We start from the raw sequence: 15,022 nt of genomic DNA on the forward strand, positions 1-15,022 counted from the left end.
CAGAAGCTGATCGAGTTGCCGGCTCAGAGGTTGATCGAGTTGCCGGCTCAGAAGTTGATCGAGTTGATCGTGTCCGCTATCGAGTTCATGAAGCGGTTGATCGACGGGGCCATGCCGGTGGAGGCGAGGAAGAAGCCGAAGAGGACGGCGACGATGGCCGGCCCGGCCTTGATGGAGCCCCCTCGGAGCAACACCACCAGGATGATCGCCAACAGCAGCACCACTGACAGTGAAATGGCCACAACTGATCACACCTTCGGTTGGTCCGCTCTCCCGGCCCGGGGCGCCAACCCCACGCCCCCGCTGGAACCATCGTGCCACCAACACGGCTCCCGTATGCCGTGCCTGACGCATCATCGGTCAGGACCGTGACACGCACCCCGAGCATCCCAGGGCCGGCGCCCCCGCCGTGCGAGGTCCCGCGGGGTGTCCCGGGGCGCGTCGGCGCGGTCGCCGGGCGGTGGGCCGTGGCGACTCGCCGGGGAATTCGGTGATTTCGTTTCGATGTCCGCACATGTCGTTCGCAGGCAATTCGAATTGCCGTCGCCGGACGGTGCGCCGGGCGTCAACTCGTCGTGAACAATCCGGACATCGAGGCTTCCTGCCGGCTGGGGCGATGTGGCGAGGGCCACCCCGTGGCCGGGTATTGCCGGGCGAACCCGGGGCAGCCGCTGCGCAGAGCCGGGATCGCCGTCGGAGGTTCCGCGAAAACCGCACGGACGACGCTAAGGTGCCTGAGATGTTCCACGCTGCCTCCTCCCCCGGCCAGAGCAGAACACCCCTCCCCCCGGCTCAGTCCCCGGCCCCCGGTGTGCCGGTCACGCACAGACCCGGTGAGGGTGCGGGCCGGTCCGGAAAGCAGCGCGATCCCTTCTTCGACAATGCGAAGTACCTCGCGATCGTGCTGGTGGCGTTGGGGCATTCCTGGGCTCCGGTGATGAGTGGAAACCGGTTCCTCGAAGGCGCCTACAACGTGGTGTACGTCTTCCACATGCCGGCGTTCGTCATCATCTCCGGTTTCTTCTCCCGTGATTTCGATCTGCGGCCGAGCAGGCTGAAGCGGCTGATCACCGGCGTCGTCGTGCCGTACGTCCTCTTCGAGACGGCGTATTCACTCTTCCGTGTCTTCGTCGGGGGTTCCGGCGACCATGCCGTCAGTCTTCTGTCGCCCTGGTACCTGACCTGGTTCCTGTGCGCCCTGTTCATCTGGCGGCTGACCTCGCCGGTGTGGAAGCTGGTCCGCCACCCCCTGCTCGTGTCCCTCGGGATCGCGATGCTGGGCTCGGTGTCCCCGGCCATGGGGGGTGTGCTGGACCTTCCGCGTGTCCTGCAGTTCCTGCCCTGCTTCGTGCTGGGGCTGTGCCTGAAGCCCGCGCACTTCCGGCTGGTGCGCCGTCGCGCCGTGCGGGTGCCGGCGCTCGCCGTGTTCGCGGCGGCGCTGGCCCTGGGCTGGTGGACCGCGCCGGGCGTGAACACCGCCTGGATGTACCGCAACGGGGCCGCGCAGGACATGGGCGCGCCCTGGTGGGCCGGGCCGGTCATGGTGCTGGTGACGTTCGCGGGCGCGGTGCTGCTGACCGGCTGTTTCCTCGCGCTGGTGCCGGGGCGCCGGATGTGGTGCACCGCGCTCGGCGCGGGCACGCTGTACGGCTATCTGCTGCACGGCTTCGTGGTCAAGGGCGTGCTGTACGCGGGGTGGTTCGAGGCGTCGTGGCTGCACACTCCGCTGGGCGCGCTCCTGGTCACCGTGGTCGCCACGGGCGGCGTCACCCTGCTGTGCACCCCGCCCGTGCGCCGCGTCTTCCGGTTCGCCGTGGAGCCGAGGATGGAGTGGGCGTTCCGGCGCGACACCGCCCGGCCCGAGGGCGGGCGCTCCGGTGGGGCGGGGTCCGACACCGCCACCGGCGCGGAGGCCGGGACCGGGGCCGGGGCCGGGACGACCGGGGCCGGGGCCGGGACGACCGAGGCCGGGGCCGGGACGACCGAGGCCGGGGCCGGGACGACCGAGGCAGGGACCGGGCGGGCGGCGGTGATGGCGCGCTGAACCGGCGCTCCGCCCCGGCCGGTGGGGCGAACAGCCCGCCCGTCAGGCGGGCTGTTCGCCCTTCAGGTGCCGCATCAGCCGCTCGAAGTGCTGCCAGCCCGACAGGTCGGACGGGTCGCCCGGGAAGGCGTAGTACAACGCCGGGCGGGTCTTCGGGCCCAGGGTGCGCGGGGGCTCGCCGAGCGGGGTGCGGCGGGCGCGGTCGCCGGGCATGGCGCGCACCTCGTCGGCGCCGAGGACGAAGGCGTACGGGACGCCGGGGCCCTCGAAGCGGGGCGGCACGGCCAGGTCGCGGCGGGCCCTGCGGATCTGCACCAGCATGGACTGGAGGTCGTGGCGGGTGGCGAGCGTCTCCGCGGCGCGCGCCACCGCGTCCTGCGGTACCTCCTCCCCGGGGCCGTAGCCGAAGGCGAGGGTGACGTCCTCCTCGACGCCGCCCGTGGTGCGGCTGACGCGGACGGTGGCGAGGCCGGGGCGTTCCGGGCTGCCGACGACCACGAACCAGGTCGGCTCGGGCGCCCGTTCGTGGGCGACGTCGGTGAACTGGCGCAGTGACCAGGGCAGGTTGGCGGGTTCCTCGGTGCCCCAGCCGGCCGGTGGCTCGCCGGTGATCTCGCGCCACACGGCCTCCAGGGCACCGCCGAGGACCAGGCGGTCGTCGGCAGGGTGGATGGCCCGGTAGGAGATCGCCAGCTGGCGTTCACCGGTGTCGGCGACGTCGCGGGTGAAGGAGGCGGCGACCGGTGTGCGCGGGTCGTCGGGGGCGGCCCGCGGTGACTCCACGGTCACGAACAGGCCGTTGTTCCACTCCAGTACGGCACCGGACAGGCCGTCGTAGTAGCCGTCCTCCTCGTCCTGGACGACCCAGCGCGAGGGCCAGCCAGGCAGGGCGGTGCGGACCGCCGGGGAGAGCCGGGTGCCTGCGGGGGTGACGATCTGCAGGCCGAGGTGGGCGCCGGCCGCCGCGCGGAAGGCGTCGGCGAGCCAGGCGGTCATGGCGACCACGGGCCGGTCCATGATGACGACGGCGACCTTGTCGGTGAGGACGTCCACGGCGGGCTGGGCGGCGGCGGGCACGGGGGCCACGCTCACGCCGTCCGACGGCACCACGGCCAGCGACCGGGCGGCCTGCGGCGGCCAGGCGGTGCCGCCGACGAGGGTGGCGAGCCGGGCCGCGAAGGTGCCGGCCAGTTCCTCGCCCTCCTTGACGCCGGTGGTGGCGCGGGCCTCGGTCCACCAGTACGGCACCTCGGGCTCGCTCGCGCCGAGCAGCCGCTGCGCCTCGCCCCTGACCTGGACGAGCAGCGGTGCCTCCACGGTGACCAGCGGGCGGCCCTGTTCGTCGCAGAGCCGCACCACGGCCCCGCCGTCCTCGGCGCCGACCAGTTTGTCGGGGCCGCCGGAGAGCAGGCCCGCGATCACGCTCAGCGGGTCGGGCATCTTCCTGGTGAGGGTGACGACGTCCTTGGTCATGGGTGGTTCACCTGTTCCCGGCGTAGACGGTCTGGATCAGCCGGTTCGGCTCGCCCCTGCGGACCAGCACGCCGCGGCCGGGCGGCTGCTGGCCGGCGTAGACGCCGGGGAAGAGCTGGCCCTCGCTGCGGTCGCCGGACATCACGAGCGCCGCGGAGCCGGACTCGCGCAGCCCCTGGAGCAGCGGCTCGTACAGGCCGCGCGAGGCGCCCGCGACCCGGCGGGTGAGGACGAAGTGCAGGCCGATGTCGACGGCGGAGGGGATGTACGGCACGAAGGGGGCGAGCGGCTGCTGCCCCGCGGTGGTCAGGACGTCGTAGTCGTCGACGAGGATGACGATGCGCGGGCCCGAGCCCCAGCTGCCGGGTTCCAGGTCGGCGGGGTCGGCGCTCTCGTCGGGCAGCCGCTTCTCCAGTTCGCCCGCGATACCGGTGGCCAGCGCACCGGCCAGCTTGGCGTTGTAGGCGTAGCCGCCGCGGTACTCCTCGGGGACGGCGCCGCGCAGGCCGCGGCGCGGGTCGAAGACGCCGAAGACCAGTTCGTCCTCGCCGTGGCGTTCGATCAGGCCCTCGGCGATCACCTTGAGCAGGTTGGTCTTGCCGCACTCGCTGTCGCCCATGATCATCAGGTGCTGGTCGTGGGCGAACAGGTCGAGCGGGACGGGCGCGAGATTCGTCTGGTCCAGGCCGATGGGCACGCGGCGCGGCTCGGCGGCCGGGCCGGGCAGCAGCCGCGGTTCCAGCAGGTGCGGCAGGACCCGGACCGGCTGGGCGACCTCGCCGGTCCAGGTGGCGCGGACGGTACGGGCCGTGCGCTCCAGTACGGCGCCGAGTTCGGCGGTGTCGCCGAGGCCGTCGGTGCGGGGCAGCGCGACCTGGGCGAACAGCTTGCCGTCGGTCAGGACGCGGCCCTTCTCCTCCGGGGAGAGGGTCTCGGCGAGCTTGCGGTCGATGCTGGACTCGCTCGGGTCGTTCAGCCGCAGTTCGACGCGGGTGCCGAACTGGGACTGGGTGGCGATGCGCACGTCGTTCCAGCGCAGCATGCCGGCGACGACGTGGATGCCGTAGCCGCTGCCCCGCTTGAGGATGTCGACGACCGCGTCGTCCAGGTCCTCGAAGTCGTCGCGCAGCGCGCCGAAGCCGTCGATGAGCAGCACGATCTCCGTGGACGCCAGCTCGGGCAGCCGGCCCGCGGCGCGCAGGGTGCGCAGCTGCTCCACGGAGTCGATGCCGTGGATGCGGAACAGTTCCTCGCGCTGGTCGAGCATGCCGCGCACCGAGTCGATGGTGCGGGCGGCGCGCTCGCGGTCGGCGCGGCCCGCGACGCCGCCGACGTGCGGCAGCCCGGCGAGTGCCTGGAGGCCGCCGCCGACCAGGTCGAGGCCGTAGACGCCGACCTCCTGCGGGGTGTGGGTGAGCGCCAGGGACAGGGCGAGGGTGCGCAGCAGGGTGGTCTTGCCGGACTGGGGGCCGCCGATGACGGCGGCGTGGCCGCCCGCGACGGTGAGGTCCAGGTACCACTGGCCCTGCCACTGCTTCGTCGGATCGTCGAGGACGCCCAGCGGCACCTGGAGCGGCGCCTTGCGTTCGGCGAGCTGCATGCCGCGCGCGCCCACCTCGACGGGCCCGGCGACCTTGTCGAGGGCGACGGCGTCGGGCAGCGGGGGCAGCCAGATGCGGCGTACGGTGCGGGCGCCCGCGTCCTCGATCTGCCCGACGAGGACGCCCATCTCGGTGGGGCCGGTCTCGCGGCGCCGCATCTGCGGTTCCTCGGGGGCCGCGGACTCGTCCTGGCCGAGGGTGTTGTACGCCTCGTACTCCAGGGCGAGCGGCCCGGTGTCCTCGGTCTCGCGCTGCACGGGGCCGCGGTAGGCGCCGGAGACGTAGCCGGCCTTGAACCGCTCGTAGTGGCTGGTGTCGACCTTGAGGTAGCCGAAGCCGGGCAGCGGGGGCAGGTGGAAGGCGTCGGTGGTGTCCAGGACCGTGCGGGACTCGTCGGCGGAGAAGGTGCGCAGGCCGAGCCGGTACGACAGGTAGGTGTCCAGGCCCTTGAGTTTGCCGCCCTCGATGCGCTGGCTGGACAGCAGCAGGTGCACGCCGATGGACCGGCCGATGCGGCCGATGGACAGGAACAGGTCGATGAAGTCCGGCTTGGCGGTGAGGAGTTCACCGAACTCGTCGATGACGACGAACAGGTGCGGCAGCGGGTCGAGGTCGGGGCGCTTCTCGGCGCGCAGGGCGGCGTAGTGGCCGATGTCCGCGACGTTGCCCGCGTCCTTGAGGACCTGCTGGCGTCGCTTGACCTCGCCGGCCAGGGAGGCGTGGACGCGTTCGACGAGGCCGGCCTGGTTCTCCAGGTTGGTGATGACGCCGGCGACGTGCGGGAGGTCGGCGAACGGGGCGAAGGTGGCGCCGCCCTTGTAGTCGACGAGGACGAGGGCGAGGTCCTCGGGCGGGTGGGTGGCGACCAGGGCGAGGACGAGCGTGCGCAGCAGTTCGGACTTGCCGGAGCCGGTGGCGCCGACGCACAGGCCGTGCGGGCCCATGCCCAGTTCGGAGGACTCCTTGAGGTCGAGCAGGACCGGTTCGTGGGAGTCGCTGACGCCGATCGGCACGCGCAGGAAGGCGCGTTCGCCGCGGGGCGCCCACAGCCGGTCCAGGTCGAGGTGGGCGACGTCGTCGATGCCGAGGAGTTCGGCGAAGTCGACCGGGCCGGTCAGCGGGGCGTCGACCATGGACTCGGCGGACAGCCGGAGCGGGGCGAGCATGCGGGCCAGGCCCTCGGCGAAGGGCACGCCGACCTCGTCGACGGTGCCGTGGGCGCTGACCGGTTCGGCCTCGCGCAGGTCCTCGATGAGGATGCGGTCTGCCTCGACGGTGATGCGCACGCCGACGCTGCCGGGTTCCTGGACGCGTTCGTCGAGCAGGTGGAGCACGGTGACGCCCATGTCGCGCAGGCCCACCGCGTCGTCGGGGCGGGGCAGTTCGACGGCGTCCTCGCCGTGCCCGTCGGCGACGACGAGGAGCCGGGAGGTCATGGCGAGGGCGTCCGGGCCGGACAGGCCGCGCCGCACCTCGGCGGCGTAGGAGGCGCGGCGGCGCAGTTCGGCGCCGGTCTGCCGGGCGAGCTGGGGCAGGGAGGGGGCGATGCGGCGGGCGGCGACGGGGCCGTCGAACTGCTCGGTGTCGAGCAGGTGCGGCAGCCACTTGGCCCACTCCCAGTCGCCGACCCGGTCGCCGGGGGCGGCCAGGGCCATCGCCACGTCGTCGGGGGCGTGGGTGGCGGCGGTCTGCACCATGAGGGCGCGGGCGACCCGGAGGGTGTCCTCGCGGCGGCCGATGACGCTGATGTTGCCGACCCGGTCGAGCGGGACGGTGAGCGGCAGTTCGGTGCCGGTGCTGAAGCGGGTCATCAGCGCGGACGCCTCGTTCAGCATGAACTGGTCGGGCGGGGTGAGCACGGAGGAGCCCTGCTGGGCCACCTTGAGGTCCCGTACGGGCATCTCGCCGGTGCCGACCCGCACCCGCAGGAAGTCCCCGTCGAGCCTGCGCCGTTCCCACAGCCGGGCGGGGTCGCGCACGATGTCGTAGAGGGCGTCCGGCGGCGGGTTGAGCACCTGGGCGCGCTCGCGCCGCTCGCGTTCCTCCTTGGACAGTTCCTCGCGCAGGTCCTCCAGGTAGGCGAGGTAGGCCTCGCGCTGGGTGCGGCGGGTGCGCTGGGCCTTGCCGCGCTGGGAGAAGACCAGCGTCATGGAGCCGGCCAGGGTGACGACGAGGATGATCGCGCCCAGCCCGGCGAACTGGCTGTTGCGCACGACCGTCATCATCACGACGGACGACATCACGCCGGCCACGGGCAGCAGCGAGGTGGCGATGGAGCCGGCCTTGCCCTCGGGCAGGTTGGGCGGCGCCTCTATGGTGCGCGGCTCGGGGGCGGCCGCGGGCCGGGTGGTCCGGGCCGGGCGGTGGATCAGTCGGGTGCTCATCGTGGGTGTCTCGTCCTCGTCGTCCTCGAGTTCCCTTCGTCCACGGGGTTCAGCGGCGCGTCTGGGAGAGCCGGAAGACCTCGGCGGCCAGGGCGGTGGCGGCCTGCCGGGTGGGGCGGGCGAGCAGGTCGGTGCGGATCGCGCCGCCGGCCGCCAGGTGCCGGTCGTAGGGCAGGACGCGCACGGCCGCCCCGGTCGCCTTCAGCTGCTCGGCCGCCTTGCCGACGTCGACCCCGGTGTGCGGCACGGTCTCGGTGAGCACGACGACGGTGGAGGTGGTGATGGACCGGGGCAGGCCCCGCATCCACTCCAGGACGGCGTGGGTGCTGGCGACGCCCTCCAGCGTGGCGGGCACGGTGAGCACCCGGGCCTGGGCGGCGGACAGCGCGGTGCGGGCAACCTCGGCGGGCAGGGTCTCGCAGTCCACGACGGTCACGCCGAAGTAGCGGCGCAGCGACACCATGACCCGTTCGTAGCCCTTGGTGTCGAGCATCGCCCCGACCTGGCCCTGGCTGCCGGGCAGCAGCCAGGCGTTGTCCGGGAGCTGGACGAGGTAGCCGGTGACGTCGAGCAGGGACATCTGCGGTTCGACGAGGCCGGCGAGGTCGCCGGTGGTCCAGCGCAGGCTCTCCGCGCCCAGGCGCAGCGGCAGCGAGCCGAGCGCCGGGTCGGCCTCGACGACGAGCACCGGGTCCTGCCGGTAGTGCGCGTAGGTGGTGCCGAGCAGCGCGGCGACGGTGGTCTTGCCGGAACCGCCGCGGATGGAGGTCACGGCGATCTGCCGGCCGGTGGTGACCGCCTGCTGGAGCACCTCGGCGGTGGCGGTGGTCTCGGCGACCTCGCGCGCGGCGGAGGAGGAGACGGTACGGCGCACCGCGCGCAGCGCCCGCGCCGTGAACGGCTCGCCCCGGCGCGGCTTGCCCCCGGCGCCGGCCAGCCGCTTGTCGACGACGGGGCGTGAGTCGGGGGTGGTGGTGCGGTGGGGGCGGGGCGGTTGGGGGCGCTGCGCGGCGGGTCGGGCGGGGTGGCCCTGCTGGGGCACGGGGTGCTGGGGCTGGGCCTGCTGGTGCGGCTGGCCGTACGTCGGTGTCGCCGCCGGGGGCACCTGAGCGGGCCCCGGGTGCGGGGTCTGCTGCTGTTGCCGTGCGGGTATGTCCGCGGAGGGCAGGCCCGGCTGCTGCGGCGGCTGCTGCGGGTGGGGCTGCGGGTGGGGCTGCTGGGGCGGGGGTGCTCCCTCTTGCGGCCCGTGCGGTACCTGAGGTGTCTGCGGTACCTGAGGCGTCTGCGGCGGTTCCTGCGGCTCCTGCCGGGACGCGCCGCTCCTCAGATCGCGCAGCACGTCGCTCTGCCAGTTGTCCCCGTTAGGCATGTCGCCTTCTTCCCTGCCTCGTCATCCCGCCCGGAGCGCCGGCGCGTCGTGCGTGAGTCTCAGAACTTGTCGAGCAGTTGCCCGTAGATGCCGAACACCCCGACGGCGAGCGGGAAGAGCCCGATCACGCCGAGGGACTCGATCAGGTCGGCGAACCGGCGCAGCCGCACCCGTACGTGCTCCGGCGGCTCCACCGCGAGGACGAGCAGCGGGAGCAGCGCGGCCACGCCGAGCAGCACCAGCGCACCCGCGCCGCCGGCCTGGTGCATCCACAGCACCGCGAGCCGTACGACGAGCACGGCCGCCGCCGCGAACAGGGCCACGACCTCGGCGACCAGCGGGAAGGCCCGGGCCCGGGAGAGCAGGACGACCGCGGTCAGCGAGGCCAGGGCCACCGTCCACACGGTCGGCTGGTGGGCGGTGGTCAGCAGCCAGCCGCCGGCGGCGGCGGAAGCGGCGGTGACCACCGTGGCCAGGGCGAGTCCGCGGTGGGTGGCGGCGAGGGCGTTGGCCACCTGGTGGCGGCTGACGGAGACGCCCGAGGAACGCCGGTCGTCGAGTCCGGTGAGCCCGGAGGCCATCAGTGCCAGCCGCGGCAGCAGTCCGAGCAGGACGACGGAGATCACGACCATCACCGCGCCGAGCCGGTCCGGCCGGTCCTGGAGGGCGGCGACGGCCTCCCACACGAGCGCGATCGCGGCCGCCGCGCCGGCGCCGACGAGTCCGCCGCGGCCCAGCGGTGAGAAATAGGCCAGCAGTACGAGGGTGACCACCAGCGCGCCGACGACACCGGCCAGCCGGGCGGTGGCCGACCAGTGGTGGGCGTCGGCGGCGGTCCACGCGGTGAGCAGACCGAGCCCGCCGGTGGCCAGCAGCAGCGCGGTGGCGAGGCCCCGGTTGCCCTGGCCGATCCGGGCCACCAGGGCGCCGGCGATGAGGCACACGGCGGTGACCACCGCGAGTGCGGTGGTGACGCTCTCCAGCGCGAACTCGCGCCGGGCGAGCAGGCCCGCGGCCACCGCGAAGCCCACGGTGGCCACTCCGGCGCTGGCCCGGCGGGCGGCCGGACGCCAGCGCCAGGCCCGCAGGTCGAGGTCGTCGGCGACCTGGTCGGTGACGTCGTGCACGACCGGGGCGGGCGGTGCCGCGTGGGCGCGTACGAGCTGGAGCACGGCGCCGTCGGGGACCCCGGCCGAGGACAGGGTCGCGTCATGCGGCAGGACCGAGCCGTCGGAGGTGATCAGCTGCCGGGTGGCCGGACGCGTGGACGCGCGGTCGTCGAGCAGCCGCAGGATGTCGGGGAGCAGTTGGCCGATCGGGGTGTCCGACGGCAGGACGATGTCGGCACGTCGGCGTTCACCGACCAGGGTGACCCGGCTCAGCTGGGTCCGGGACGTCGTTGCTGTGCTCACCACTCACCGGAACCTATCATCGCGCCGTGCCGGTCACCGGCTCTGCGTGGCATGCCCATGTAGGCCGTACACATCGCCTTCACTACTTCTTCTCCGCATGCTTGGCGGTGCCGTGGGAGGGGGTGCTCGCCGCCCCCGTGGTGCTCGCCGTCGGGGACGGGTTGTACAGCTGCTCCTGCTGTTGTTGCTGCTGCTTCTGCTGGGCCTTCTGTTTGGCCAGGGTGGCCTGGAGGAACGACCAGCCGACGCAACCGGCGCACAGGACAGCCGCGATGGCGATGCCGGCGAACACCTTGCCGAGCCGTTCGTCCACCGTGCGCCGGCCGCGCTGCGCGCCGAACAGCAGCGCGTCGCGCATGCGACGCCGGCGCACCGCCACCGACTCGAGCAGCTGGCTGTCGTAGTCCCGTGCCATTTCCGTCGTCCTGTGCTGTAGGTGCGTGCTTCGTGCCGTGCCGTGCCGCGGTCCGTACCCGACGCGGCGTGGGGTGCGGCTGTGTCTGCTGCGTGCCGTCAGTCGTCCGGGCCGAGGCCGAGGTGACCGCGCATCGTGGCGTACTTGTGCGCGAGCCGCCGGGCGGTGGGCTCGTCGAGGGCGGCGAGGCGGTGTGGGTCGGCGTTGTGCGCGAGGTCGGCCGCCTTGACCAGCCGGGCGCCCGGAGTGGCCAGGATCCGGCGCGCGTAGGCCCGCGGTTCCTCACCCGGCCGCTTGGTCACGGCCCGTACGACGTCCTTGGCCCCCTGCGGCAACGGGGCCGCGTCGAGCCACTCCTCGCTGAGCGCGCCGTCCTCCAGGGCGTCGTGCAGCCAGGCGGCGGCGACGAGGTCGTCACCTCCGCCGCGGGCGCGCACACCCTCGGCGACGGCCCGCAGATGCTCGGCGTACGGCCGCCCGGCCTTGTCCCGCTGACCGTCGTGCGCGGCGCGGGCGACGGCCTCGGCCTCGGCAGGAGTCATCTGCGCGCCGGCACCGGCCGGCGCCTGCGTCCGCCCCATCCGGGGCGGCCTTTCCTGCGGCATCGCGGACCCCCCTACTTCGCTTCCGCAACATATGGCATGGCTGGGCCGCTCGTACACCCGGGGTGGTGCCCCACTGCCGCCTTCCCCATGCCCTGACGGGCAGCGTGCCACGTACCGAGCGAGGCCGCCACGGCATCCAGCAGACCGATCTTCACAGCCAGGGCGAGCGTTCCCTCGCAGAGCCGCTCGCCGCGCACGATCGCGGTGGCGGCCCGTACCGCGTCGGCAGGGTGCAGCGCACCGAAGGGCGTGTCCGGGTCCAACGGGGTGTCGACCCAGCGGTGTTCCGGAGTGACAGCGCCGATGCCGCTCAGTGCGTGGACCGCCCGCCACAGCGGCTGGGTGTAGACGGGGTAGGACACCTCGTACACACCTTCCCGGATCTGGTCTCCTCCCCCCGTACGAACCGTGCGGTCCTCGTCCGTGAGCGCGCCGAAGGCGTCGGCCAGTTCCTGCCAGGCGGCACTGTCCACCGGGTGGAGCTCAGCGAGCAGCCGCTGGTCGTCGGCAGCCGTGACCGTGCGGGAGAGTTCCTCCAGCGCCGTGACGGAGTGAGCACCGGTGACGGGACCCGCGCCGGGCTCACGGCTGAGCAACTCCACCACGGCGTAGGGCGTAAGGCCCCGCCGACGCGCCGCATCCATCTTCCTGTACCAGTCACGCCCGGCGAGATAGGCCCCCAGACTGCTCGCCGTCCGATCGATCCAGCCGACCTCGACCGGGTCTCCCCAGAGGTAGCCGATGACTTCTCCATCGGGGGTGGTGGGGGTGGTGTAGTGGACGGGGTTGGGCATGAAGGCGGAGTCAGTTTCCCTTGGCGAGCGCCTCGACCGCTGCCGCGTTCGGAGCATCCGACAGGGAACCGGGCAGGGGGCGACCCTTGCCGCCCGGCTCCGGGTCGCCGTACAGCTCCACAAGCGCCTGGGACGGCCGGGCTCCCCGTTCCTTGGCCGCGCGCAGCCGACGGCCCCAGCGGCCACCCTCGTTCACGCCACGGGGACCGGCTGCTTGCCGGGGCTCGTACGCGGCGGCGTCGTCCTCGTCACCGGCCCACACATAGCCGAGAATCGCCCCGCCCTGCTTGTCGACCACCGCGAAGTACCGCACCGGCTTCTCGGTCCAGTCCTGGTAACGCGGCGGGCCGCCCGCCTTTTCCACAAACCTCAGGTCGTCTTCCAAGCGCGGGTTGACCGGCTGTTCACCACTCATGAAGTCCACGTTCCTTTACCTGTACCCGATACTCAACGAGGTTACGACCTCGGGAGGACCTCACCGTAAACGTGCCACTTGCCCGCTTCGTCCATGAAGACACGCGTCACCTTGTAGTCCGTGCCACGAGCGAGAAGGATTTCCCGCTCTCCCGGGTTGGCGGAGATGTGGTCGATCCAGAGGGCGGGCGTGCCTTTGGGAACCCTCCAGTGCATGACCACCGGCTTGTACCTGAACGCCGGCGGCACTGTCTCGCCGAACGCCGTGGAGGTGTATGCGGCATCGCCGAAGACACGGCCCTCCATCTCGAGCGGTGTCCTCAGATTGAGGTGGTCGATCCCTGTACCTCGGATGACCATGACGTCCTCGGGCACCGGCCGGGTGCCCATCACCTCGTCCATGTTGTCGATGGTGTCCAGGATGTGCTGGGACACGTCCATCCCGGAGCGGAGATGGCCGTTGATCTGTGTGTAGTAATGATCGCTGTAAGTGTGCAACGCGTCCCTGGCGTCCGGGTCGAGGTCGTCCAGGAAATCGTTCCAGTAACCGTCGCCGTACGCCTGCCCCGCCTCATCACTGATGCTGGGCTCAAGGTTCGTGCCGCGCGCCAGTTCGGCTGTGGCCACCGCGTGCTTCTCGGCGTCGGTGGCCAAGTCGTCGAAATCGTCCCCCGACATGAGGGGCTTGTACTCGAACGGCTCCCCGGCGCCGCCGTGGCCCGGCACGTTCGTGTGGTCGTGGACTGGTGTCGCCGGGGCGTCGGCGCCGTGGTGCGCGGTGGCGTCGACGACCGGGTGGTCGAGGTCCACGTGGTCGCCCACGTGCGAGGCGTCGTCGGTGTGACCGTCCGTGTGGTGGCCGCTCTGGTCGTGGGTGTGGTCGCCGCCGTGCCCGGTGTGTCCCGTGCCGTCGTGCTCGTGGCCGTGGCCCTGGCCGTTCGGGGCGTCCGAGGTGCGACCGTGACCGCCGCCGGGGAGGTCGTGAGTGGGAACGTCGTGCGCGGGCGTGTGCGTCGGGGTGTGGTCGTGGGACGACGGGGACACCGAGTGGTCGTACGAGGACGGCGATGGCGTGTGGTCGTACGTCGACGCCGGCGGCGTGTGGTCGTACGAGGTCGGAGTGTGGTCGTAGGCCGACTGAGGCACCGGGTGGTCATACGACGACGAAGGCACCGTGTGGTCGTGGTGCACGGCCGTGTCGGTCGTGTGGGTCACGCCGTCGGCGCCCGTGTGGACGCCTGCGTAAACCGGCTGCTGACCCTGGATCGTCCAGTGGTCCGGGAGGCTCGGCGCGGTCGGGATGCCCGGGCCGACCTCGTGCGGAATCGGCGTCGTGTCGACGACACCGTCGGGCCCCAAGATGTTGCCGTGCGGGTCCAGCAGCCGCCCGTCGGGCAGGTGGACCGAGCCGTCGGGAAGGGTGGGCATGTCGATCTTGCCGAGGCCCTTCAGGGCCTTGCTGATGTCTCCGATCTTCGACAGGCCGGCGCCCGCGCCCTTGGCGACATACGTCATCGGGTCGATGACCTTGCCCGCCTTGCCCGCCACCGACAACGCCTTCGCGACCGCGCCCGCCTTGCCCGCACCCGAGGCCGCACCGCCCGCACCACCGGTGAAGACGGTGGTCAGGACGTTGAAGGTGACCGCTCCCGCCGCGCGGGCCGGGTTCTTGCCCCACTCGTCCCACGCCACCAGCGCCTTGCCCGTCTCCTTCATCGCGGTACGCGAATCACGCAACCAGGACGGCAGCTTGTCGTCCGGCAACGCCCAGAACAACGTGCCCACCCCCGGCAGCGAGGAGATCACCAGACCGGTCGCCAACTGGGCGAGGCCCTTCCAGGCCTGGCCCATCGCCTCCCAGCCGCCGAAACCCACCAGCGTGCCCAGACCCTTGATCGTCCCCCACACACCATCGACGATCAGACCGTCCCACACGAACGACTTGATCCAGTGCCCGACCTCCCACGCATGATGCTTCTCCTCCACCGGGTCACCCCAGGGAAGCTTCGCGTTCTTCAGGTCGTCGGCGTTGAACCCGTACTGGTCCTTACGGTCCGAACCGTCCCCCGCGACCATCTGCGTGCCGTGGAACAGTGCGGTGATCTTGTTGTGACAGGTGCGCTCCGCCGCCCAGAACGCCGCCACCGTCTTCGTGATCTCGTCCCGGATCCGGTTGTGATGACCGACCTTGCCACCGTCGTACTGCCAGTCGTCATCGTCCTTCACCGAGTTGACGAACGTCGCGGCTTCCCGCTTCAGATCCTCAAGCTTCTTCACCAGCGGACGGATCTCCGTCGCATACCCCGACAGCGCCCCCGACACCGACTCCAGACCCGACGCGAACGTGTCCGCACGATCCTTCACCGGCTTCGTCGACGCGAACAACTGCTCCGCCTCCGGAGCCCTGTAATACGCCGACAACCCCTGGAACCGGTTATGCACATCCCGGCCCGCGTCACGGATGTGACCCGCGTCCGCCTTCAGATCCCCGTACGCCTTCTCCAACAGCCC

At 72.2% G+C, this 15,022-nt stretch carries 11 protein-coding genes; 1 reads left to right on the forward strand and 10 read right to left on the reverse strand.

The genetic code is table 11. The features are described 5' to 3' along the window. Positions 1-47 precede the first annotated feature (47 nt). Positions 48-242, reverse strand: a complete 195-nt coding sequence (locus AB0G56_RS38100) for a hypothetical protein (RefSeq protein WP_037854478.1) — start codon at positions 240-242, stop codon at positions 48-50. Positions 243-739: 497 nt separating this feature from the next. Between AB0G56_RS38100 and AB0G56_RS38105 the strand changes: the two genes are divergently transcribed. Continuing rightward, positions 740-2,044, forward strand: a complete 1,305-nt coding sequence (locus tag AB0G56_RS38105) for an acyltransferase family protein (RefSeq protein ID WP_360979582.1) — start codon at positions 740-742, stop codon at positions 2,042-2,044. 42 nt (positions 2,045-2,086) lie between these two features. Here the strand turns inward: AB0G56_RS38105 and AB0G56_RS38110 are convergent, their stop codons facing one another. From AB0G56_RS38110 to AB0G56_RS38150, 9 genes are all read right to left on the reverse strand, one after another. After that, complete coding sequence (locus AB0G56_RS38110; RefSeq protein WP_360979584.1) at positions 2,087-3,517, reverse strand: DUF6177 family protein; 1,431 nt, start codon at positions 3,515-3,517, stop codon at positions 2,087-2,089. A 7-nt stretch (positions 3,518-3,524) separates the two neighbouring features. Further along, on the reverse strand, positions 3,525-7,502 hold the full coding sequence (eccCa, locus tag AB0G56_RS38115) for a type VII secretion protein EccCa (RefSeq protein WP_360979586.1): 3,978 nt from the start codon (positions 7,500-7,502) through the stop codon (positions 3,525-3,527). A gap of 49 nt (positions 7,503-7,551) precedes the next feature. Further along, positions 7,552-8,871 carry a hypothetical protein gene (locus tag AB0G56_RS38120; protein ID WP_360979589.1) on the reverse strand — a complete coding sequence of 440 codons (1,320 nt, stop codon included), beginning with the start codon at positions 8,869-8,871 and terminating at the stop codon, positions 7,552-7,554. Positions 8,872-8,930: 59 nt separating this feature from the next. Next, positions 8,931-10,286, reverse strand: a complete 1,356-nt coding sequence (gene eccD, locus AB0G56_RS38125) for a type VII secretion integral membrane protein EccD (RefSeq protein ID WP_360979592.1) — start codon at positions 10,284-10,286, stop codon at positions 8,931-8,933. Positions 10,287-10,365: 79 nt separating this feature from the next. Beyond that, complete coding sequence (locus tag AB0G56_RS38130; RefSeq protein ID WP_360979595.1) at positions 10,366-10,698, reverse strand: hypothetical protein; 333 nt, start codon at positions 10,696-10,698, stop codon at positions 10,366-10,368. A gap of 98 nt (positions 10,699-10,796) precedes the next feature. Continuing rightward, positions 10,797-11,279, reverse strand: a complete 483-nt coding sequence (locus tag AB0G56_RS38135; RefSeq protein WP_360979598.1) for an HD domain-containing protein — start codon at positions 11,277-11,279, stop codon at positions 10,797-10,799. Positions 11,280-11,314: 35 nt separating this feature from the next. Continuing rightward, complete coding sequence (locus tag AB0G56_RS38140; protein ID WP_360979601.1) at positions 11,315-12,097, reverse strand: DUF6508 domain-containing protein; 783 nt, start codon at positions 12,095-12,097, stop codon at positions 11,315-11,317. 10 nt (positions 12,098-12,107) lie between these two features. Then, positions 12,108-12,512 carry a hypothetical protein gene (locus AB0G56_RS38145; RefSeq protein ID WP_360979604.1) on the reverse strand — a complete coding sequence of 135 codons (405 nt, stop codon included), beginning with the start codon at positions 12,510-12,512 and terminating at the stop codon, positions 12,108-12,110. Positions 12,513-12,553: 41 nt separating this feature from the next. Beyond that, positions 12,554-15,019: an ADP-ribosyltransferase gene (locus AB0G56_RS38150; RefSeq protein WP_360979614.1), complete on the reverse strand. Its 2,466-nt coding sequence runs from the start codon at positions 15,017-15,019 to the stop codon at positions 12,554-12,556. Between the last annotated feature and the right edge of the window lie 3 nt (positions 15,020-15,022).

It is taken from the genome of Streptomyces sp. NPDC021356, assembly GCF_040641015.1.
Lineage (GTDB): Bacteria > Actinomycetota > Actinomycetes > Streptomycetales > Streptomycetaceae > Streptomyces.